Source organism: Acidovorax radicis (assembly GCF_020510705.1).
GTDB classification, from domain to species: Bacteria; Pseudomonadota; Gammaproteobacteria; order Burkholderiales; family Burkholderiaceae_C; genus Acidovorax; species Acidovorax radicis_A.
The window spans coordinates 903333-923942 of record NZ_CP075184.1 but is presented as its reverse complement, the minus strand read 5'-3'; the positions used below and the strand labels follow the sequence as shown (position 1 = coordinate 923942).

At 62.0% G+C, this 20610-nt stretch carries 16 protein-coding genes; 4 read left to right on the top strand and 12 right to left on the bottom strand.

Annotated features, from left to right (window positions below; translation table 11 throughout):
• Positions 1–15: 15 nt before the first annotated feature.
• Genes KI609_RS04120 through KI609_RS04110 form a run of 3 tightly spaced genes read right to left on the bottom strand, consistent with a single transcriptional unit; the run spans position 16 to position 4366 of the window.
• Entirely contained in the window at positions 16–1086 is a 1071-nt protein-coding gene (locus KI609_RS04120; protein ID WP_226447394.1) for an ABC transporter ATP-binding protein, read from the bottom strand.
• A gap of 25 nt (positions 1087–1111) precedes the next feature.
• Positions 1112–3379: an ABC transporter permease gene (locus KI609_RS04115; protein WP_226447392.1), complete on the bottom strand. Its 2268-nt coding sequence runs from the start codon at positions 3377–3379 to the stop codon at positions 1112–1114.
• Between the two features lie 24 nt (positions 3380–3403).
• Positions 3404–4366, bottom strand: coding sequence for an ABC transporter substrate-binding protein (locus tag KI609_RS04110; RefSeq protein ID WP_226450176.1), 963 nt, complete (start codon positions 4364–4366; stop codon positions 3404–3406).
• Positions 4367–4713: 347 nt separating this feature from the next.
• On the opposite strand from KI609_RS04110, the gene KI609_RS04105 reads away from it, so the two are divergent.
• Entirely contained in the window at positions 4714–5559 is an 846-nt protein-coding gene (locus KI609_RS04105) for a MurR/RpiR family transcriptional regulator (protein WP_226447390.1), read from the top strand.
• Positions 5560–5764: 205 nt separating this feature from the next.
• Positions 5765–6190: a DoxX family protein gene (locus tag KI609_RS04100; RefSeq protein ID WP_226447387.1), complete on the top strand. Its 426-nt coding sequence runs from the start codon at positions 5765–5767 to the stop codon at positions 6188–6190.
• Between the two features lie 311 nt (positions 6191–6501).
• On the opposite strand, the gene KI609_RS04095 is transcribed toward KI609_RS04100, so the two are convergent.
• From KI609_RS04095 to KI609_RS04060, 8 genes are all read right to left on the bottom strand, one after another.
• On the bottom strand, positions 6502–7575 hold the full coding sequence (locus tag KI609_RS04095; RefSeq protein ID WP_226447385.1) for an ABC transporter ATP-binding protein: 1074 nt from the start codon (positions 7573–7575) through the stop codon (positions 6502–6504).
• Positions 7572–8555, bottom strand: a complete 984-nt coding sequence (locus tag KI609_RS04090; RefSeq protein WP_226447383.1) for an ABC transporter ATP-binding protein — start codon at positions 8553–8555, stop codon at positions 7572–7574. The genes KI609_RS04095 and KI609_RS04090 overlap by 4 nt, the downstream gene beginning before the upstream one ends.
• Positions 8556–8669: 114 nt before the next feature.
• Positions 8670–9581 (bottom strand): ABC transporter permease, encoded by a 912-nt coding sequence (locus tag KI609_RS04085; protein WP_226447381.1) that lies wholly within the window; start codon positions 9579–9581, stop codon positions 8670–8672.
• A gap of 235 nt (positions 9582–9816) precedes the next feature.
• The gene (locus KI609_RS04080; RefSeq protein ID WP_226447379.1) at positions 9817–11403 is read right to left on the bottom strand and encodes an ABC transporter substrate-binding protein; all 1587 of its coding nucleotides are present in this window, start codon (positions 11401–11403) and stop codon (positions 9817–9819) included.
• Between the two features lie 138 nt (positions 11404–11541).
• Entirely contained in the window at positions 11542–12759 is a 1218-nt protein-coding gene (locus KI609_RS04075) for a M20 aminoacylase family protein (RefSeq protein WP_226447377.1), read from the bottom strand.
• Entirely contained in the window at positions 12759–13739 is a 981-nt protein-coding gene (locus KI609_RS04070; protein ID WP_226447375.1) for an ABC transporter permease, read from the bottom strand. The genes KI609_RS04075 and KI609_RS04070 overlap by 1 nt, the downstream gene beginning before the upstream one ends.
• 559 nt (positions 13740–14298) lie before the next feature.
• Positions 14299–15408: a porin gene (locus KI609_RS04065; RefSeq protein ID WP_226447373.1), complete on the bottom strand. Its 1110-nt coding sequence runs from the start codon at positions 15406–15408 to the stop codon at positions 14299–14301.
• A 685-nt stretch (positions 15409–16093) separates the two neighbouring features.
• Entirely contained in the window at positions 16094–17137 is a 1044-nt protein-coding gene (locus KI609_RS04060; RefSeq protein ID WP_226447371.1) for a porin, read from the bottom strand.
• A 315-nt stretch (positions 17138–17452) separates the two neighbouring features.
• On the opposite strand from KI609_RS04060, the gene coq7 reads away from it, so the two are divergent.
• Positions 17453–18070, top strand: coding sequence for a 2-polyprenyl-3-methyl-6-methoxy-1,4-benzoquinone monooxygenase (coq7, locus tag KI609_RS04055; protein WP_226447369.1), 618 nt, complete (start codon positions 17453–17455; stop codon positions 18068–18070).
• A gap of 98 nt (positions 18071–18168) precedes the next feature.
• Here coq7 and KI609_RS04050 read toward each other — a convergent pair whose 3' ends face one another.
• Entirely contained in the window at positions 18169–18618 is a 450-nt protein-coding gene (locus KI609_RS04050; RefSeq protein ID WP_226447366.1) for an OsmC family protein, read from the bottom strand.
• A 365-nt stretch (positions 18619–18983) separates the two neighbouring features.
• Between KI609_RS04050 and ilvA the strand changes: the two genes are divergently transcribed.
• Positions 18984–20543 carry a threonine ammonia-lyase, biosynthetic gene (gene ilvA / locus KI609_RS04045; RefSeq protein WP_226447364.1) on the top strand — a complete coding sequence of 520 codons (1560 nt, stop codon included), beginning with the start codon at positions 18984–18986 and terminating at the stop codon, positions 20541–20543.
• Positions 20544–20610 lie beyond the last annotated feature (67 nt).

Below are 20610 nucleotides of genomic sequence, written 5' to 3'. Positions count from 1 at the left end.
CCGCATCGGGAAAACTCAGTCGGTACTACCAACCACCGATACGCCATGGGCACCGAGCCCCAACTGCACCTCGTCCCCCACGGCCAGCACGTCATCCAGGTCGGACGACACCACAAAAATGCGGCCGATCGCGGTGTCGAAGGTGTATTCATGCACGGCCCCCAGATACGCGGCTTTGTCGAGCCGGGCTGCCAGCAGCCCTTCGTCCGCACCCTGGCGCTGAACACGCCAGGCCTCGGGCCGCACCGCCACCTTGACCGGCCCGCCACGCACCACCGCCTGCTGCGGGCGCAGTGTCAAAGGCCCCAGCAACACGGTACCGTCGCCCTGCGCAACGGCCGGGAACAGCGAGGCCTCGCCCATGAAACCCGCCACGAACTCGCTGCGCGGCGTTTCGTACAGCTCGCGCGGTGAGCCGCGTTGCGCAATCAACCCCTGGTTCATCACAATGATCTGATCGCTCACGGCCATGGCTTCGCTCTGGTCGTGGGTCACGTAGGCCACGGTAAGCGACAGGCGCTGTTGCAGGGCACGGATCTCCTCGCGCATCTCGCGGCGCAGGCGCGCATCGAGGTTCGACAAGGGTTCGTCAAACAGCAACACTTCAGGCTCCAGCACCAGCGCACGCGCAAGGGCCACACGCTGCTGCTGGCCGCCCGACAGCTCGCTGGGAAGGCGGTCGTCAAACCCCACCAGCCCTACGCCACGCAACGCCTCCACGGCGTGGGTGCGCGCAGGTTCCTTGGGCTGGCCCGACATGCGCAGGCCATAGGCCACGTTCTCCACCACGTTCATGTGCGGAAAGAGCGCATAACTCTGGAACATCATGCTCACGTTGCGCTGCGCCGGCCCCAGCGTGGTCACGTCTTTGCCGCCAATAAAAATCTCGCCGGACGTGGGTGACTCCAGACCGGCGATCATGCGCAGCGTGGTGGTCTTGCCACAGCCCGAAGGGCCCAGGATGGTGGTGAGCGTGCCGCGGGGCACCTCAAAACAGATGCCCTTGACCGCCAGCGGCGCTTCGCGGTCGGTGCCATAGCGTTTGGTGACGTTGCGAAAGACGATACCTGCGCCACTGTTGTTCATGAAAGCTCTTAGGGTGGAAGATGAATCAATGCGCAGCGGCGGGCGCCACGCGTGCAACACCACGGCGCCCCAGCTTGCGTTCGCCCACCAGCAGCTGGATGAGCCCGATGGCGGCCGCCATGAGGAAGATGAGCACGGTGCAATAGGCCAGCGCCACGCCATAGTCGCCGTTGCCCACGCGGCCGATGATGTAAGTGGTGGCCAGTTCGTTTTCGGCCGTGACCAGAAAGATCACCGCACTCACGGTGGTGATGGCACGCACGAAGCTGTACACCAGCGCGGCCACCAGCGCCGGCTTGAGCAACGGCAGCACCACGTGGCGCAGCGTCTGCACGCTGCCCGCGCGCAGCATGAGCGAAGCTTCATCCAGCGACCGATCGAGCTGCTTGAAGGCCGCCGTGCCCGCCCGCACCCCCACGGGCAAATTGCGGAACATGAAGCACAACACGATGATGAGCGCCGTGCCCGTCAGCTCGAACGGCGGCACATTGAAGGCCAGGATGTAGCTCACGCCCAGCACCGTGCCCGGGATGGCAAAAGCCAGCAACGCCGCAAACTCAAAAGCGCCCTGCCCCCGGAACTCGGTGCGTGCCAAAAGCCACGCAATGCCAATACCCAACACGGCCGTGAGCGGCGCAGAGATGGCCGCGAGCTTGATGGTGGTGAAGAACGAGTTCCACGCCGTGCCCGCCCACACCACGCCGAACGGTCCCCATTCCAGGCCAAACGCCGTGCGAAAGTGCTGCAGCGTGATGGTGTAGTCGCGCCCCCAGGTCTGCACAAAACCACCAGCCAGCGCGAACAGATACACCACCAGGGTGAAGGCCATCCACGGCAGCGCCACCGAATGCACCACGCGCCGCACCGAGGCGGGCAGCGGCATGGCCATGCCCGCATCGCCTTTGCCCGACACCGTGGTGAAGTTTTGTTTGCCCAGCAGTCCACGCTGAATGGCAAACACCGTGAGCGCAAAAAACGTCAATATCCAGGCCAGCGACGCCGCGCGCCCCTGGTCGTATTGGGCGCCGACGATGGCAAAAAAGATTTCGGTGGAGAGCACCGAAAAATCCCCACCGACCACGATGGGGTTGCCAAAGTCAGCCATGCTTTCGATGAAACCCACCAGAAAGGCGTTGGCCAGCCCCGGCTTGAGCAACGGCAGCGTGACCGACCAAAAGGTTTGCAGCGGGCTGGCGCGCAGGGTTTGTGCGGCTTCTTCCAGGCTGGGTGCCACGCCCTGCACAACGCCCCGCATGATCATGAAAGCGATGGGGGCAAACGCAAACGTCTGCGCCACCCAGATCCCCAACCAGCCATAAAACCAGCGCGTGGGCGTGATACCCAACGCGGCCTCCAGAAACTGGTTGAACACACCCGCGCGGCCAAACAGCAGGATCAGCCCCAGCCCCACCACAAAAGGCGGCGTGATGATGGGCAACAGCGCCACCACATTGAGCGGCCGCGCAAACCGGCGCGACGTGCGCTCGGCCATCAGCGCCATGAAGGCGCCCAGAAGCGTGGTGCTGGTGGCGGTCATCAGCGCCAGGAACAACGTGTTCCACGCCACGCCACAGCGCTGCCCGCCCGCGAGACAGGCCATGCCAAAGTTGCGTTCTTGTGCGATGCGTTCCCACAGCGCGGCCAGCGAGAAGGGCCCCTCCTCCAGAAAAAATGCCGCCGACAGGGCCTTGAGCACCGGGAACACGATGAACAGCGCGAGCAGGCTCCCACCGCCCAATACAGCCGCCGCCACAAAAAGGTCACCCTTGAAAAACCCGCGCCGCGCCACCCCAAACGACAGCAGCATCAGCAATGCCGACAACACCACAAAACCACCCCAGCCCATGCCGGGCTGGCGGGCGCCGAGCTCGCCCAGGCTCTGCGTCATCCATTCAAACGCCCAGCCGCGCGCACCAATAGAAAACCCGCTCAGCAGCAGCGCCAAAAGCCCCAACCCGCCCGCACCAACCAGCCATGCGCCCTGCCTGCGCCCCGCCGCCAGCAAAACGCCCACACCCGCCGCCCCCAAGCCCGCAAGCCCCAGCAGCAACCACGGCCGCCCCCAGCGCACCCCCTGCAGCAGGCCATTGCCCGCCTGTTCGTCGCTCCACACCCGCGTCACTGCGAGCAGGCCATTGCTGTCTTGCTGCGCATACCAGGGTAAAAGCACGTATCCCAGCAAGCCGATCAGCAGCCAGATCCACAACGGCCGGTTCACCGACACCAGAGGCCGGGTGAACGTGTGGCGCGGATTGGAGGGTGGTGTGGCCGACGCCACTGCCGCTGCTGTCATGGAAGGGCCCGACACACGCACGCGTCAGCGCGAGCCGTTTTGCACTTCTTTTTCCCAGCGTGCAATCAGACGGCGACGCTCGGCGCTGGCACCGTATTTGGCATAGTCGTAGTTGATGAGCTTGATTTTTGAAGGGTCCGTCATCCGGGGGTCCTTGGGCACCTGCGTGTTGCTGGGCAGCTGAAACTGCTTGGCCGCCAGGCCAAACTGCTGGCCACCGGGCGTGAGCGCCCATTCGTAGAACTTCTTGGCGGCCTCGGTGTTGGGGCCGTTCTTGACGATGCTCATGGAGCCCACCTCGGCGCCCGTGCCTTCCGAAGGCGTGGCCGAACCGACAGGAAAGCCATTGACCGCCTCGGTCGTCACGTCGTGCACAAAGCTGATGGACACCGTCGTCTCGCCGCGCGCGGCGGCCTTGACCGGCGCTGTGCCCGAGCGGGTGTAGGTGCTGATATTGGGGTGCAGGGCCTTGAGGTACTCAAACGCTTTTTCTTCACCCATGATCTGCACCAGCGTGGCGATCATGGTGTAGGCCGTGCCACTCGATGCCGGGTTGGCCATCTGCACCTCGCCCTTGAACTCGGGCTTGAGCAGGTCGGCCCATGACTGGGGCGGGTTGAGCTTGCGCTTGGCCAGCAGCTCCTTGTTGTAGCCAAAACCCAGCGGGCCGAGGTACACGCCCACGGTGCGGTACTTGGAATCAGCCGCCTGCTTTTGCGCCCAGGGATAGAGCTGCGCGAGCTGCGGCGACTTGTATTCGAGCGTGAGGCCCTGCTCGGCCGCCTGCAGGTGCGGGTCGCCCGTGCCGCCAAACCAGATATCGGTCTTGGGGTTGGCGCGCTCAGCGTTGAGCTGCGCCAGCGCCTCGCCCGAGCCCTTGGCCGTCATGTTGACCTTGGTGCCTGTGGTCTTGGCATACACGGTGGACATCAGGTTGCACCACTCGGCCTGCACCGAGCAGATGATGTTGACCTGCCCTTGCGCCATCGCACCAGAAGCGGCTGCGGCCAAGACCGCGCCCGTGATCGCGCTTTGGATCGCCGCTTTGACCGTGCCTGTGGGGATTTTTCGCATGGGGCGCCCTTCTTTTGGGGTAACGTAGTTACCGCTGATCATAGGACGGGGTCTGCCAGCGGAACCACCGGGAATACGCGTAAACGAGGGGCTGCCGCCTTGCGGAGGGATGTGCCATGGAACCGGAACCCAGTTACATTAATTCCTGCCCATCGAAAGCCCCATGACCACAGCCACCGCAGCCCTTGCCGACGACACCGCCCAGAGTGTGTGGGTGCTGCCACGGCACAGGGCCTCTGAACCCCGCCCAGGCCGCTGACATGCTCGACCGCATCACCGCCTCGTTGTCTTCGCTGGCCCCTGCCGAACAGCGCGTGGCCAAACTGGTGTTGGCTGACCCCCGCGCTTTTGCCCGCCTGCCCGTGCGCGAACTGGCCGAACGCGCGCACGTGAGCAAGCCCACGGTGGTGCGCTTTTGCCGCAGCATCGGCTACGACGGCCTGGCCGATTTCAAGCTCAAGCTCGCCGGCAGCGTGAGCGAGGGCGTGCCCTTCATTCACCGCAGCGTGGACGCCGACGACAAAACCGGCGATGTGCTGGTGAAGGTGGTGGACAACGCCGTGGCCGCCTTTTTGCAATACCGCAATGCCGCCAGCACCATGGCGCTGGAGCGCGCAGCCGAAGCCATTGCCGCCACCTGGAAAACCGGCAAACGCATCGAGTTTTACGGCGTGGGTAACTCGGGCATCGTGGCCCAGGACGCACAGCACAAGTTCTTTCGCCTGGGCGTCACCTCCATCGCCACCAGCGACGGCCACATGCAGGTGATGAGCGCCACGCTGCTCGGCCCCGGTGACTGCGCCGTGATCATCTCCAACTCGGGCCGCACCCGCGACCTGATGGATGCCGCCGACATCGCCCGCAAGAACGGCGCCACCACCATCGCCATTACCGCCAGCGGCTCGCCCCTGGCCAGCACCTGCCAGATCCACCTGGCCGCCGACCATCCTGAAGGCTACGACCGCTACAGCCCCATGGTCTCGCGCCTCATGCATTTGCTCATCATTGACGTGCTGGCCACCTGCGTGGCGCTGCGCATCGGCAGCTCGCTGCAGCCTATCCTGCAGCAGATGAAAGAGAACCTGCGGGCGAAGCGGTACGCGTGACGCCTTGGGCTTTGGCTTGGGGTGTTTCAGGCCGCTAGCGCTTATGGGAAAAGCGCGAGGCGCTACAGAATTAGCAGCGCCCAGAGCAACTGCTGCGCAGGGCATACAACCACCAAAACCTGTGCGCAAACGCACATACCGCACAGAAGTGCCCCGCGAGACTACAAGCCCTCTATCCAATCCACCAAAGCGCAAGGGACGCACCATGAAAGCCACTACCTCCACATCCAGCCCCAACACCGACGACGCCGGCAAGCTGTTGCTGCGTGTTTCCATCGGCCTGCTGGTGCTGCTGCACGGCATCTTCAAGATCACGCATGGCGTGGGCTTTATTGGCGGCATGCTCGACAAAGCAGGCCTGCCGGGCTTCTTGGCCTACGGTGTGTACCTCGGTGAGGTGGTCGCACCGCTGATGATGATGCTGGGCGTGGGTGCCCGCGCCGGCGCGGCACTGGTGGTGGTCAACATGCTGGTGGCACTGGGGCTGGTGCACCTGGGCGACCTGTTGGCCATGACCAAGCAAGGCGGCTGGGCGCTGGAGCTGCAGGGCCTGTACTTGTTTGGCGCACTGGCCGTGGTGCTGCTGGGCGCGGGCCGCTACAGCGTGATGCAACCCAGCCGGTTGAACTGAGAATGGCGTGAGCGTGCCCGCCCTTGCGCGCGTGCCCTGGCAGACACGCCGTGTGACGCCAAGACATTCAGTTTGAATGAAATAGGGCTCTAGCGCTTACACATCAAGCGCAATCTGCTACGAAAAAAAGAGCAAAACCCTGCCACACACGCACCTACGGACCGTTGTCTGCACCAACGGGCCCGGCTGCAACCGGTGGGCGCGCAGGGAGGCCGGCCACCGCCCCACAGCGGGTCATGGCGACCCACGACGCTGAGCCATGACGGTGCGCGAGGGGCTGCGTTGAACACGCCCCCCTGGCACGTCGCGCTTTAAATGCGCCCTTCTTCCACCGCGTGGCAGGCGATGCGGATGCCGCCAATGCTCTGCAGCTGGGGGCGCTCCGCGCGGCAGCGGTCGTTGACGTGCGGGCAGCGCGGGTTGAAGGCGCAGCCGGGTGGCGGGTTCAAGGGGTTGGGCACCTCGCCCTGTACCGGCGTGCGCGCCTTGCCGGTGTCGTGCATCTTGGGGATGGCATCAAGCAGCATGCGCGTGTAGGGATGGCGCGGCGTTTTGAACAACGTGTGTTTGTCCGCCAGCTCTACCAGGCGCCCCAGGTACATCACCCCCACCTGGTCGCTTACGTGGCGCACCACGGCAAGGTTGTGGCTGATGAACAGATAGGTGAGCTGCCGCTCGCGCTGCAGGTCCTTCATGATGTTGAGCACCTGCGCCTGCACCGACACGTCCAGCGCGCTGGTGGGCTCGTCGCACACCAGAAACTCGGGCTCGGTGGCCAGGGCACGGGCGATGGAGATGCGCTGGCGCTGGCCGCCCGAGAATTGGTGCGGGTACTTGACCATGTCCAGCGGCGACAGGCCCACCGACTGCAGCAGCTCGCCCACGCGTGCTTTCAGCTCGGCCTTGTCGGTGATAAGACCGTGTTCCTTCAAGGGCTCGCCAATGATGTCTTCGACCAGCCAGCGCGGGTTCAGGCTCGCATAGGGGTCTTGGAAGATCATCTGGATGCGGCGGCGCATGGCCTTGGCGTTGTTGCCCTTGAACGCGGCGTGCGCGTCCTGTCCGTCAAAGGTGAGGCCACCGCGTGTGGGCTCATACAGCCCCACCAGCAAACGTGCCACGGTGCTTTTGCCGCAGCCAGACTCGCCCACCAGGGCCAGCGTTTTGCCTTTTTCGATCTCGAAACTCACACCGTCCACCGCATGCAGCAGGGTGCGTGGCTTGCGTTCGAGCACGCGGTTGAGCCAGGGGGCAGATACGTCGAAAGTTTTGGCCAGGTCGTACGCCTGAACCAGTGGCGCGCTTGGAGCCGGGGCGGGTGCGGATACGGATGCGGGCACAGAGGTCGCGCCCGACGCCGGGGTATTGGCTGTGGCGGCGCTCATGCAGCGGCCCTCGCAGGGGTAGCGCCCGCGTGCAGCCAGCAGGCGGCGCGTGTGGCGCCTGCGTCCATCAGATCGGGGCGTTCGGTCATGCAGCGGTCAAAGGTTTGGGGGCAGCGCGGGTTGTAGGCGCAGCCGCGGGGGATGGCGTTCAGGCGGGGCATGGCGCCGTCGATCTGGTTGAGCCGCTCGCGGTCTTGCTCCATGTCGGGGATGGAGGCCATGAGCCCTGCGGTGTAAGGGTGCGATGGCTGGTTGATCACGTCGTGCACCGGGCCGATTTCGGCCACGCGGCCCGCATACAACACCGCGACGCGGTCGCAGGTCTCGGCGATGACGCCCATGTCGTGGGTGATGAGCATCACCGCGGCTCCCCGCGATTTGCAGATGTTTTTCAGCAGCTGGATGATCTGCGCCTGGATGGACACATCCAGCGCCGTGGTGGGCTCGTCGGCCACGATGAGCTTGGGCTCTGCCGCCAGGGCCAGCGCAATCACCACCCGTTGGCGCATGCCGCCCGAGAACTGGTGCGGGAAGTGGTCCACACGCTCGGCCGCGGCGGGGATGCCGGTATCCTGCAGCAGCGCGATGGCCCGCTGGCGCGCTTGCGCAGGCGTGACGGGCAGATGGGCCAGGATGGTTTCGGTGAGCTGGCGCCCCACGGTGTAGAGCGGGTTCAGCGAGGTCAGCGGGTCTTGAAAAATGGCACCGATGCGGCGCCCACGGATGTGGCGCATATCCTCGTTGCTGAGGTTGTCGATGCGCTGCCCTTCCAGAACGATCTCCCCCGAGGCCACGCGGCCCGGTGGCTCCAGCAGGCCGATGATGGCCGCACCGGTGAGCGATTTGCCCGCGCCGGACTCTCCCACCACGCCCAGGATCTCGCCGGGGGCGATAGAAAAGGAGATGTCGTCCAGCGCGCGCAGGGTGCCACGGCGGCTGGGGAATTCAACAACAAGATTTTTGACTTCGAGTAATGACATATCAGTGATCCATTGCACAAGCACGGTCGTCGCCCGCGACCACTGCGGAACTGGCTTTGCCAGGCCGCTGGCGGTGTTCCCCTTGGAGGGAAGGCGCGAAGCGACTCAGGGAGGTCATCGAAGCCTTGGATTCAACGCGTCACGCAGCCAGTCCCCCAACAGGTTCACCGACAGGGCAATCAGCACCAGCATCGCGCCCGGGAACACGGTGATCCACCATTCGCCAGAAAACAGGTAGTCGTTGCCCACCCGAATCAAGGTACCCAGCGAAGGCGATGTAGGCGGTGCGCCCACACCCAGGAACGACAGCGTGGCCTCGGTAATGATGGCCGTGGCCACCTGGATGGTGGCCAGCACCATCACCGGCCCCATGACGTTGGGCAGCACATGTTTGCGCATGATGCGCAGTGGCGAAACCCCCGTCACCCGCGCAGCCTGCACATATTCCTTGTTGCGCTCGACCAGCGTGGAGCCACGCACGGTGCGGGCGTATTGCACCCAGCCGGTGAGTGATATCGAAATGATGAGCACACCAAATGCCAGCGATTCGTGGGCGTTGGGAAACAGCGCGCGGCCCACACCGGCAATCAGCAAGGCCACCAAAATGGCGGGAAAGGACAGCATCACGTCACACAGACGCATCAGCACCGCATCCACCCAGCCCCCGCGAAACCCGGCGAGCAGCCCGAACGCAACACCCACCACCACCGACAGCGCCACCGAGGCGATGCCCACCACCAGAGAAATGCGGGCGCCGTAGATCAATGCCGACAGGATGTCGCGGCCCTGGTCATCGGTGCCCAGCGGGTACTTCAGCGATCCCATTTCGCTCCAGGCTGGCGGCAGCCGCGCATCGCTGAGCTCCAGCGTGCTCAGGTCAAACGGGTTGTGCGGTGCCACCCAACCGGCGAACAGCGAGCAGAACACGCAGACCAGCGCGATGACCGCCGCGAGCATCGCCACGGGCGACGTCCGAAAGCTGTAGCCCACATCGCTGTCGAACCAGCGGGCAAGGGTGTTTTTCATCGCTGGACCGCTCCAAGGTGAAGAAGCCGCCCCAACGGGGGGCATCGAACTACGCGAAGCGAGGGAGCGTGGGGGTCGTTTTTCATGGAGGGGAAACCGGTGAACAGGCAACAACACACAGGGCTCGTGACCACCGTGTGTTGTTGCTGGCTATGCAGAGCCGATAGTGTTGTCTTCGTTGCGTTGCGTTGCGGTGCGCTAAGTGCAGTGCGTCAGGTTCACTGCGGCGTGCCTCTTACTTGGGGGCAATGCTGATCCACTTGAAAGGCATGAAGTTGTCGGCCAGCTGCACCAGCTTGACCTTCTTGCTCACACCCCAGGCCAGCGCCTGCTGGTGCAACGGCAGGTGGCCAATGTCGGCGCTGTGCAGGGCAAAGGCTTCCTTGATCATGGCGTTGCGCTTCGTCTTGTCGTTCTCGATCAGTATCTTCTTGGCCAGCTCATCGACCTTGGGATTGCAGTAGGCGCCCAGGTTGAACTGGCCCGCACCGGTCTTGTCGTCGGGGCAGATCATCAACGCATTGATTGCGTTGTGTGCGTCATAGGTGGTCGGCGTCCAGCCCAGCATGTAAAAGCTGGTGTCCCGGCGCAGCACCTTGGGGAAATACGTGCCCTTGGTTTCTGCCTGCAAGTTGATCTTGACGTTGATTTTTGACAAATTGGCCGCCACGGTCTGGCAGATGCGTCCATCGTTCACGTAGCGGTCGTTGGGGCAGTTCATGCTGACCTCAAAGCCGTTGGGGTAACCCGCCTCGATCATGAGCTTCTTGGCGGCCTCGACGTCGTAGGGCAGACGCTTGGCATCAGGTTGAAAGCCGTTGATGCCCGGGCCGACCATCAGTGCCGACGGGTTGGAGGCACCACGCATCACGGTCTTCTTGATGCCGTCGATGTCGATGGCCTGGTAGAAGGCCTGGCGCACACGCTTGTCCTTGAAGGGGTTCTTGCCCTTGACGTTGGAGTACAGCAACTCGTCGCGCTTTTGGTCCATGCCCAGGAAGATCGTGCGCAGCTCAGGGCCGGTGATGGCGCGTGCCGTGGCGCTGTTGTTGATGCGCTCGATGTCTTGCACGGGCACTGGTTCCATCACATCGACTTCACCCGACAACAGGGCGGCTACGCGGGTGGCATCGTTACCGATGGGGGTGAAGATGACTTCAGCGGCGTTGCCTTCGATCTTGTCCCAGTAAGTGCCGTTGCGCACGAATACAGAGCGCACGTTGGGCTGGCGCTCACGCAGGCGGTAAGGGCCCGTGCCGTTGGCGCGGAACGATGCCGCGTTCTCAATGCCCTTGCGGCGGTCCACGGGGGTGACAGCCTGATTGGCTTCACACCACTTCTTGCTCATCATGTAAGACTGGGTGATCACATCCGGCAAGATGGGCTGCGGTGCCACGGTTTCAATCTCGACCGTGTGGTCGTCGATCTTGCGCACCAGCTTGATATCGCTGTTGGTGGCCTTCATGTCCGAGCCATCGCCCTTCATGCGGCCAAAGCTGAACACCACATCGTCGGCGGTGAAGGGCGTGCCATCGTGAAACTGCACGCCCTTGCGCAGCTCGAAGCGCCACACCGTGGGCGCTGTCTGCTTCCAGCTGGTGGCCAGGGCCGGGGCCAGACTCAGGTCCTTGTTGCGGCCCACCAGAGGCTCGTACACGTTGCTCGTCACGCTGAGCTGGAGCGACTCGTTGAGCGAGTGAGGATCCATCGAGAGCGCATCGCCTTGGTTGGCGATGCGCACTGTCTGCGCATTGCCAACCAAACTCGCCGACATCAGCGCCGCAAACAAAGCGGTCACGGCGATCTTTTTCTGAAATGTCATGGAAATCTCCTGGTAGTGGGACGAAAGGGTGAAAGCGCAGAGGGGCCTGTGGCGCGGTGAATCAGTGGAGCGGCGGGGAAGAGAAGAGGGACAAGAGAAGGGACAACCGCGGGGATTGATGCAGCGTGCCAACGGGGTTCAAGGGGTGGGCAAGGGCATGGCTTGCTCGACGAGGCCCGCGTGCAATGCGGCACCGAGCGGCAGAATGTCGTCGTTGAAGTCGTAGCGGCTGTTGTGCAGCGCGCTCCCACTCGACCCCGTTCCCTGCCCGATGCGCAGGTAGGCGCCCGGCTTGTTCTGCAGCATGAACGAGAAATCCTCAGCGCCCATGCTGGGCTCCAGGTCTCGCACCACGTGATCAGCCCCCAGCAAGGATTCCGCTACATCGCCTGCAAAGATGGCCTCGCTCTCACTGTTGATGGTGGCGGGGTAAATGCGCTCATAGTGCACGGTGGCCGTTGCGCCAAAGCCCAAGGCAATCGCGTTGCACAGCTCCTTGAGGCGTTTTTCCACCATCTCCTGCACCAGCGGATCGAAGGTGCGCACGGTGCCCACCAGGGTGGCCGAACCCGGCAACACGCTGAATGCCCCCAGATCGCCGGCCTGCACCGCACACAAGCTGACCACGGCGCTGTCGATGGGTCGCACATTGCGCGACACAATGCTCTGAGCCGCCGTGATGATGTGTGCAGCCACCAGCACCACGTCCACCGTCTGATAGGCATGGGCGCCATGGCCGCCGCGGCCGGTGATCTCGATGGTGAAGCGGTCAGCAGCCGCCATCATGGGGCCCGAGTTGATCCCCACGGTGCCGGGCTTCATCGATGGCCAGTTGTGCATGGCATAAATGGACTGCACCGGGAATCGGTCGAACAGGCCATCCTCCATCATCACGCGCGCCCCGGCAAAGCCCTCTTCCCCAGGCTGAAAAACGAGCACGGCCGTGCCGTCAAAATTCCGCGTTTCGGCCAGATACCTTGCCGCGCCCACAAGCATGGCCGTGTGGCCATCATGGCCACAACCATGCATGAGGCCGGGCTTGCTCGACTTCCACGAAAAGTCGTTGTGCTCTGCGAGAGGCAATGCATCCATGTCGGCGCGCAGCCCAATCATGCTTGCACTGGATGTGCTGCGACCACGAATCACGCCCACAACGCCAGTGCGACCGATGCCCTCATGCACCTCGTCTACACCACACAGCTTGAGCGCCTCAGCCACACGTTTGCCGGTGTAGATCTCTTCGAAGCCGAGTTCAGGGTGGGCGTGCAGGTCACGCCGCAAAGCAGTCAGCTCAGGGTGGTATTGGGCGATATGTGCGAACGCCCGGCCGCCCGCTTTCAAGCGAGGTCCTTGCATTAATGGCCTCCAGTTTTTCCAACGCGCAGGCGGGGATCCACGGCAAAGTACAGCAGATCGACCACCAGATTGATGACGACAAAAATCAAGGCAATCAGACACAGGTATGCGGCCATCACGGGGATGTCCGCAAACGTGACAGCCTGAATGAACAACAGGCCCATGCCGGGCCACTGGAACACGGTCTCGGTGATGATGGCGAACGCAATCAGCCCGCCGAGCTGCAATCCCGTGATGGTGAGCACAGGCACCAGTGTGTTCTTGAGCGCGTGGCCGAAGTGAATGGCCCGGTCCGACAGCCCCCGGGCGCGCGCGAATTTGATGTAGTCGGTGCGCAGCACTTCCAGCATCTCGGCGCGGACCAACCGCATGATGAGGGTGAGCTGAAAAATCGCGAGCGTGATGGCTGGCAGTGTGATGTGGTGCCAGCCCTTGAGGGTGAGCAGACCGGTACTCCACCACCCGACCTGCATGACCTCACCGCGCCCAAAACTGGGGAACCAGCCCAAGGTCACCGCGAACACAAGAATCAGCAAAATACCGATCAAGAAGGTGGGCAAAGACACCCCCAGCAACGAAAGCGTCATGATCAACTGGCTGGTGAAGGTGCCGCGCTTGAGCGCTGCATACACCCCCATGGGGACACCCACCACCAGGGCCAAAACGGCAGCGACCAATGCCAGTTCAAGCGTCGCCGGAAACCGCTCGGCAATCAGGCGCGATACCTTGGCGCCCTGGCGCAAGCTCAAGCCGAATTCGCCTTGTGCGGCATTCACCAGAAAATGCCAGAACTGCACCAGGAACGACTTATCCAAACCCAGTGCCGCGCGCAACTCGCGGATCTGCTCAGGCGAGGCATCCTGGCCCAACAAAAACACCACAGGGTCTCCGACATACTGAAATAGCATGAAGGAAATAAAGGCCACCGTGACCATAACAATCACAGCCTGAATCAGGCGGCGCAATATGAAAGCAAGCATTAGTAAAGCGAGAAATAACGGGACATGCTAACAGGGAAGGAGACGAACGATACCGATGGTTTTCGAGACTGGCGCCGCCGAAAAATCACTTGCGGTATCAGGTTCGCTTTCCTTTTTCAACACGTGTCGACAGCCACTGACGCGCCCCTGAAACGACGACAAGAAGTCGCCATCATTGAATGAATCCTTTGTGGCATGTGGTCGGCGAACCGAGGGATGCACCGTCATCTCAATCCCTTTCATTTCCACCCCTTCATAAAACCTGCGCCGTCAACAGATGTCCATCAGTCCAGGGTCCGCTGGCATCCTCGAGACGTCCAAACACTCGCTTGGCGCAGAGCACTTGTCAAACTACACGCACAACGCGTGCCAACTCCACACATTGACTTCGGCGATTCAGAATCCCACACCACCGTCGCAAAAGGAGCCGTTCGCACCAGACGATGGTGCACATCGAGAAAGAAAAAGGCCGGGTTGCTATTGCTAGCAACCCGGCCTTCTCTTTGAAAACCAGTGCGGCTCGCTTTACGAAAGCAGCACTTTTTTCCCCACCAATTTCTTAGAAACGGTGGCGCAAGCCCACCGTGACGCCATTGCGGGAGGTTGCACCGTTGGCGAATGTGATGTTGCCACCCTTGATTTTGGTGTTGTCCAGTTCAAGGTATGCGTCCGTGCGCTTGGAGAACGCGTAGTCGGCAGCGAAGGTCAGGAAGTTGACGCTGGCGTCAACCGCCGAGGTGGCACCGCTCTGCTTGGCATGGAAGAAATGCGCACCCAGATTCAGCTGAGGCGTAACCTGATAGCCAGCGCCAATCTTGTAGATGGACCGCTTGTTCGCATTCAGGAACATGGCGCCGCCACCGAAACCACCGTTGGCAGCCGAACCCCACATTGCGCCAAGAACCCCGGCATCCGCTGCCGACAGGTTGGTGTCTACCTTGTTCTCGCCATAACCCAGGTTGAAGTACATCGGGCCCGTGCGGTAAGAACCACCCAGCGTCCAGGCCTTGATCTTCTTGCCCGAGGCGAATTCATAGTCTTGATAACCAAGGCCTGCGGCCAACCCGTCGGCAGCGTAGCGGACGTAGCCGCCCATGGTCTTGCCACCGGTGGCAGCCTTTTCGTCAAACGAGTACTGCAACGCACCACGAATAGGGCCGACTTCAGCCGTGTACTTGACCATGTTGTCGGCGCGCGCCAGCAGGGAGAAGCCAATTTCAGGCTTGTACGCCTCCATATAAGGCGAGTAGGGGTACGAAGCATAGGTGGACGTCACCAGATCGAACAGCACGTTGTACTGGCGACCCAGTGTCACGCGGCCAAAACCGCCTTGCAGGCCCACCCAAGACTGCTGGAAGTAAGAGCCATTGGGGTAACCGCCTGCGACAGAACCCGTGTCTGTTGTGAATCGGTTTTCCAGATTTACCAGCGCCTTGGTGCCACCACCCAGGTCTTCGCTGACGTTGATACCCCAACGGCTTTGCGACATGCCGCCACCGATCATCTGGCTTGCTGCCTGTGTCGGGTCAGGATTGCTGATGTGGCGATAGCCCACATCCACGATGCCGTACAGCTGCACGGAGCTGGCACCGGCTTGTGCAAATGCGGAACCCGAAACGAGAGCAATGGCTCCCAGGGCAACGAGTCTTTTGGCGGCAACTTTGTTCATAAATCCCGTCTCTTTCTATGGTTGATGGAGCACGTATCTATGGTAGTAATCGCACCCTCAGATGGAACGCCTTGTTGCACATTCCCTACACAGGCTTTCCCTAATAGAACGGTCGTTCGATTTTTTTAGAAGGCAGCGAAACAAGGCCATGAACGGGGGTTTTTAAAAAAATTCCGCCACCTACCAGTCTGACCGCACGCGGATTGGGCAGCCTCGCCCGCGTTCATTGACGCATATTTGGATTGATTTGCATGCGGCATCGCCAGGTGAACAAACCCTCGGCCATACCCGTCCACGCGGCGCAGGCAGACCGGGCGTTGTTTCGGCATGCGTTGCGCAGCCATAGATAGTGCCAACAGCCCCTACCACCCCAACACGCGCTTGTGCAAAACCGTGCGCTGGTTCTTCCAGCATCGCGACCGCAAGCCAGGGATAGACAGAAGGACCCTTGCATCACTGACAGAACCACTCGCAACATCAGCGCCTGGATTCACTTCACGGATTGACCCCGGCATGCTGAATTTCACTGCAGGTCATTTAAACCACCGCCGTCAATGCGCTGCGCAATGCGGCACCAGCCTATAGGCACCGTGTTGAAGGGGTATGCCCATGAAAAAAGCCACCCAGCTTTCGCTGGATGGCTTTTTTTGGTTTTCATGGCAGCGGGCACTAAGCCCGCGTGTCATTAGAACGAGTGGCGAACGCCGAACTCGTAACCGTTGACGTTCTGGCCAGCAGGCGTAACGAACGTCAGGCCACCAGGAGTCGCGCCGAAAGTAGCTGCACCCTTGTTGTTGACATGAGCGTAGGTGCCGTACAAAGCAGTGCGCTTGGACAGGTCATACACATAACCAACGGCGAGCTTGTTCGCGTCGTTGTCGCTATTCTTCTGGTCCACGTGGTTGTAAGACAGACGAACGGTACCTGGGCCCACGGGAGCCGTCAGGCCCAACAGGTAGCTTTGGAACTTGGTTTGAACGTCAGCCTTGTTCTTTTCTTGGTTGAAGCCGATGAAAGGCTTTACAACACCCAGGTCATAGCTGGCGAAAATGTTGAATTGGTCAGCGTCTTGAGCGGCAGTAGCGCCACGGCCCTTAGCGAAGGCAATAGCGGTGTCCAGAGGACCGTTGCGGTAGCCAACACGTGCGCCGAAGTAGTCGCCAGTCTTGTCATAGGCAGCGTTCGATGCGGTTTCGCCGAACACGTACTGCACTTGACCGTAGATGCCGCCCAGGTTCGAAGGCAGGATGTAGCTGATGCCGTTGCCCTTACGGGTTTCGATCACGCCAGCGAAGTGGTTCTTGCCGATCGAAGCGCCAACACCGTTATCGCCGAACACGTCAGCAGCGGTGGAGTTGACATAACCAACGGTCAGTTCACGACCCAGACGCACTTCACCGAAGTTGCCCATCAGGCTGATCGTGGAACGACGCTTGAATTCGAAGCCAGGACCTGCAGCGCCGCCGCCAGCACCGGTGCCGGTGTCATTGGACATGCCGCCTTCGAGCCAGAAACCTGCGCTCAGGCCGCCACCGAGGTCTTCAACGCCACGGAAGCCCAGACGGCTGGAAGCGATACCGCTGTTGGTCAGGCCAGTGACGGAGTTACCGCCACCAGAAACGCGGCCAACGCCAGCGTCAACGATACCGAACAGCGTGACGGATGATTGAGCCATTGCAGCGCCGGAAGCAGCAGCCAGCACAGCCAAGGCAATCAGGGATTTTTTCATTGCGAGTTACTCCAAGGTTAAACATCGGGCGCCGGAACGGGGGGTCTATGGTGAAAATCACCTGCACAGTCCCGCCGGTTTCCCGGGCCAACCTCCTGGTGGGGAAGTTGCGCTTATTGCACCAGACCCGGCCCGGTTGCGCAAAGGAATTCCCTCACAATCACCCCGAAATGGAAAATCCGTTGCAGTGCTGCAACAGATCGGAGCACCAGGGCGTGCCGTAAATACCCCGAGATTTACCCGAAAAAGCATTCAAATATTTTGTATCAACGTGCAATTGATGTTTCCACGCTTTAAACGCACACAAAGGCCTTTATGGACTCGCTATTGATCGCCGCAGACAACGCGCTCCGCACACTTTTTGCCAAACCCAGAGCCACCGAAGAAACCCCGGCGCACGGATTGGCGGAAGGAGATCTTTCGCCGTCGGAGAAAAAGCTGGCGGGTGCGCTGATGCGCGTCAATCACGTGGGGGAAGTCTGTGCCCAGGCCCTTTACTCAGGCCAGGCGCTCGTGACACGCGATGAGCCACTTCGGAATCATCTCCAAATGGCGGCCCGTGAAGAAACCGACCATCTGGCGTGGACGCAGCAGCGGCTTGACGCGCTCGGGGCCCGGCCCAGCCTGCTCAACCCATTGTGGTTTGCGGGCGCATTTGTGTTGGGCGCTGCGGCGGCCAAGATCAGCGACCGCACCAGCCTGGGGTTTGTGGTGGAAACCGAAAATCAGGTAGCCGCCCATCTGCAAAGCCACTTAGATCGGCTGCCAGCGCAGGATCTGGCCTCCCGGGCGGTGGTGGCCCGCATGAAATCCGACGAAGAGCGGCATGCCGACCAGGCCCGACAATCCGGTGCGAGGGCATTGCCCGCACCGGCGCGCGCTGCCATGCGGCTCGCCGCCAAGGTCATGACCACCACGGCACACTACCTTTGATACCCGCTGCGCAATCCCCTGCGCGACACGGCGCCTGACGACAGCACCTTTCGCCCACTTCGCCAGAGTCTGCGCCGCACGCCGTGACGCTTCGAAAATCAGGCTTCCACCACCTCAAAGCCCGTGGTGATGTGGGCCGTTTTGCCCAGCATGACGCTGGCCGAGCAGTATTTATCGTGGCTCATGGCAATCGCACGCTCCACGGCTGCTGGTGGAATCCCTTTGCCCGTCACCGTGAAATGCATGTGGATCTTGGTGAACACCTTGGGGTCTGTTTCGGCGCGCTCTGTGGTCAGCTTCACGCTGCAGCCACGCACGTCATGGCGTCCGCGCTTGAGGATCAGCACCACGTCGTAAGCGGTGCACCCCCCCGTGCCGGCCAACACGGTCTCCATGGGCCGAGGGGCAATGTTCTGCCCGCCATTGGCGGGATTGGCGGCATCGGGCGCGCCGTCCATGGTCAAGACATGACCGCTACCAGTTTCGGCCACAAACCCCATGGCGGAGCGTGTTCCGGCGCCGCCTGTCCAACTGACTGTGCATTCCATTGTTGTTTCTCCTGTATGACACGTGGTTTTTTTCGCACGAATTGGCCGGGCGAAATAAATGAGACGCGAATTTTGCTGCATCGCAACACAACTCGCGCTAAAATTTATACCAAGCGCTGCTGATTCAGAAAATGCTGGAAGCAGATGGCAAGAAGCCCAGAACCTGGCTTTTGGTGCTTGCCCCGCAACGATTGTCTCCTCCATCTCCTCAAAGGATGGATTCAGCCCCAGGCCTCACGGCCCGGGGCTTTTTTTTGCCCGCTCTCACCCGCTGGCGCCGCACCGCCACCAGGAGCACGGCAATACGACGGCCTATGATTGAGGCCCGTCACCGCACCCGGTGGCGGTTCTCCTCAGCCTCCGTCATGACCCAGCACCTCACCCCCGCCGACTACCTCAAGAAAATCCTGACTGCCCGTGTCTATGACGTGGCCGTGGAGTCGGCCCTGGAGCCCGCCAAGAACCTTGGCCGCCGACTGCACAACAAGGTGCTGTTGAAACGTGAAGACCAGCAACCGGTGTTCAGCTTCAAACTGCGCGGCGCCTACAACAAGATGGCGCACCTCACGGCCGAGCAGCTGCAGCGCGGCGTGATTTGTGCATCAGCCGGCAACCACGCCCAAGGCGTGGCCATGAGCGCGCAGAAGCTCGGGACGCGGGCCGTGGTCGTCATGCCCACCACCACGCCGCAGCTCAAGGTCGATGCCGTCAAGACGCTGGGCGGAGAAGTGGTGCTGCACGGCGACAGCTACTCGGACGCCTACGACCACGCGGCGCTTTTGCAAAAGGAGCAAGGGCTGACGTTTGTCCATCCGTTTGATGACCCGGACGTGATCGCGGGCCAGGGCACCATTGCCATGGAGATCCTGCGCCAGCTGCAAAGCCTGGGCAGCAACCAGCTCGATGCCGTGTTTGTCGCCATCGGCGGCGGCGGACTCATCTCGGGCGTGGCCAACTACATCAAGGCTGTGCGCCCGGAGATCAAGGTGATCGGCGTGCAGATGAACGATTCGGACGCGATGATCCAGTCGATCAAGGCGCACGAGCGCGTCACGTTGCCCGACGTGGGCCTGTTCTCCGACGGCACGGCGGTCAAGCTGGTGGGCGAGGAGACCTTCCGCGTGGCGCAGGACTTGGTGGATGAATACGTCACCGTCGATACCGATGCCGTCTGCGCGGCCATCAAGGACATCTTTGTGGACACGCGCAGCATCGTCGAACCCGCCGGTGCGCTGGCGGTGGCGGCCATCAAGCAATATGTGGCCACGCACAAGACCAAGGGTGAGACCTACGCCGCCATTCTCTGCGGCGCCAACATGAACTTCGACCGCCTGCGCTTTGTGGCCGAGCGCGCCGAGGTGGGCGAGGAGCGCGAAGCCCTGTTTGCAGTCACGATCCCCGAAGAGCGCGGCAGCTTCCGCCGCTTTTGCGAGGTGGTGGGCGGCCTGCCCGGCGGCCCGCGCAACGTGACCGAGTTCAACTACCGCATCAGCGACGCCGCCCGGGCCCATGTGTTTGTGGGCCTGACCACGCAAGGCAAGGGCGAGTCCGAAAAGATCGCCAAGAACTTCAACCGCCACGGCTTCGAGGCGCTGGACCTGACCCACGACGAGCTGGCCAAGGAACACCTGCGCCACCTGGTGGGCGGCCATTCGGCGCTGGCACAGGACGAGCGGCTGATGCGTTTCACCTTCCCCGAGCGGCCGGGCGCGCTGCTCAAGTTTTTGAGCCTAATGCAGCCCACCTGGAACATCAGCCTGTTCCACTACCGCAACCAGGGCGCGGACTATGGCCGCATCCTGGTGGGCATGCAGGTGCCGCCCGAAGACAAGGAGACGTTTGACGCCTTCCTGGACACGCTGGGCTATCCCTACGTCGAAGAGACGCTGAACCCCGCCTACCGGTTGTTCTTGCGCTCAAAATGACGGGGGAAATGGTCAAAATGGCCTCTAGCGCTTATCCATCAAGCGCTGGCAGCTATCAAATTTGACA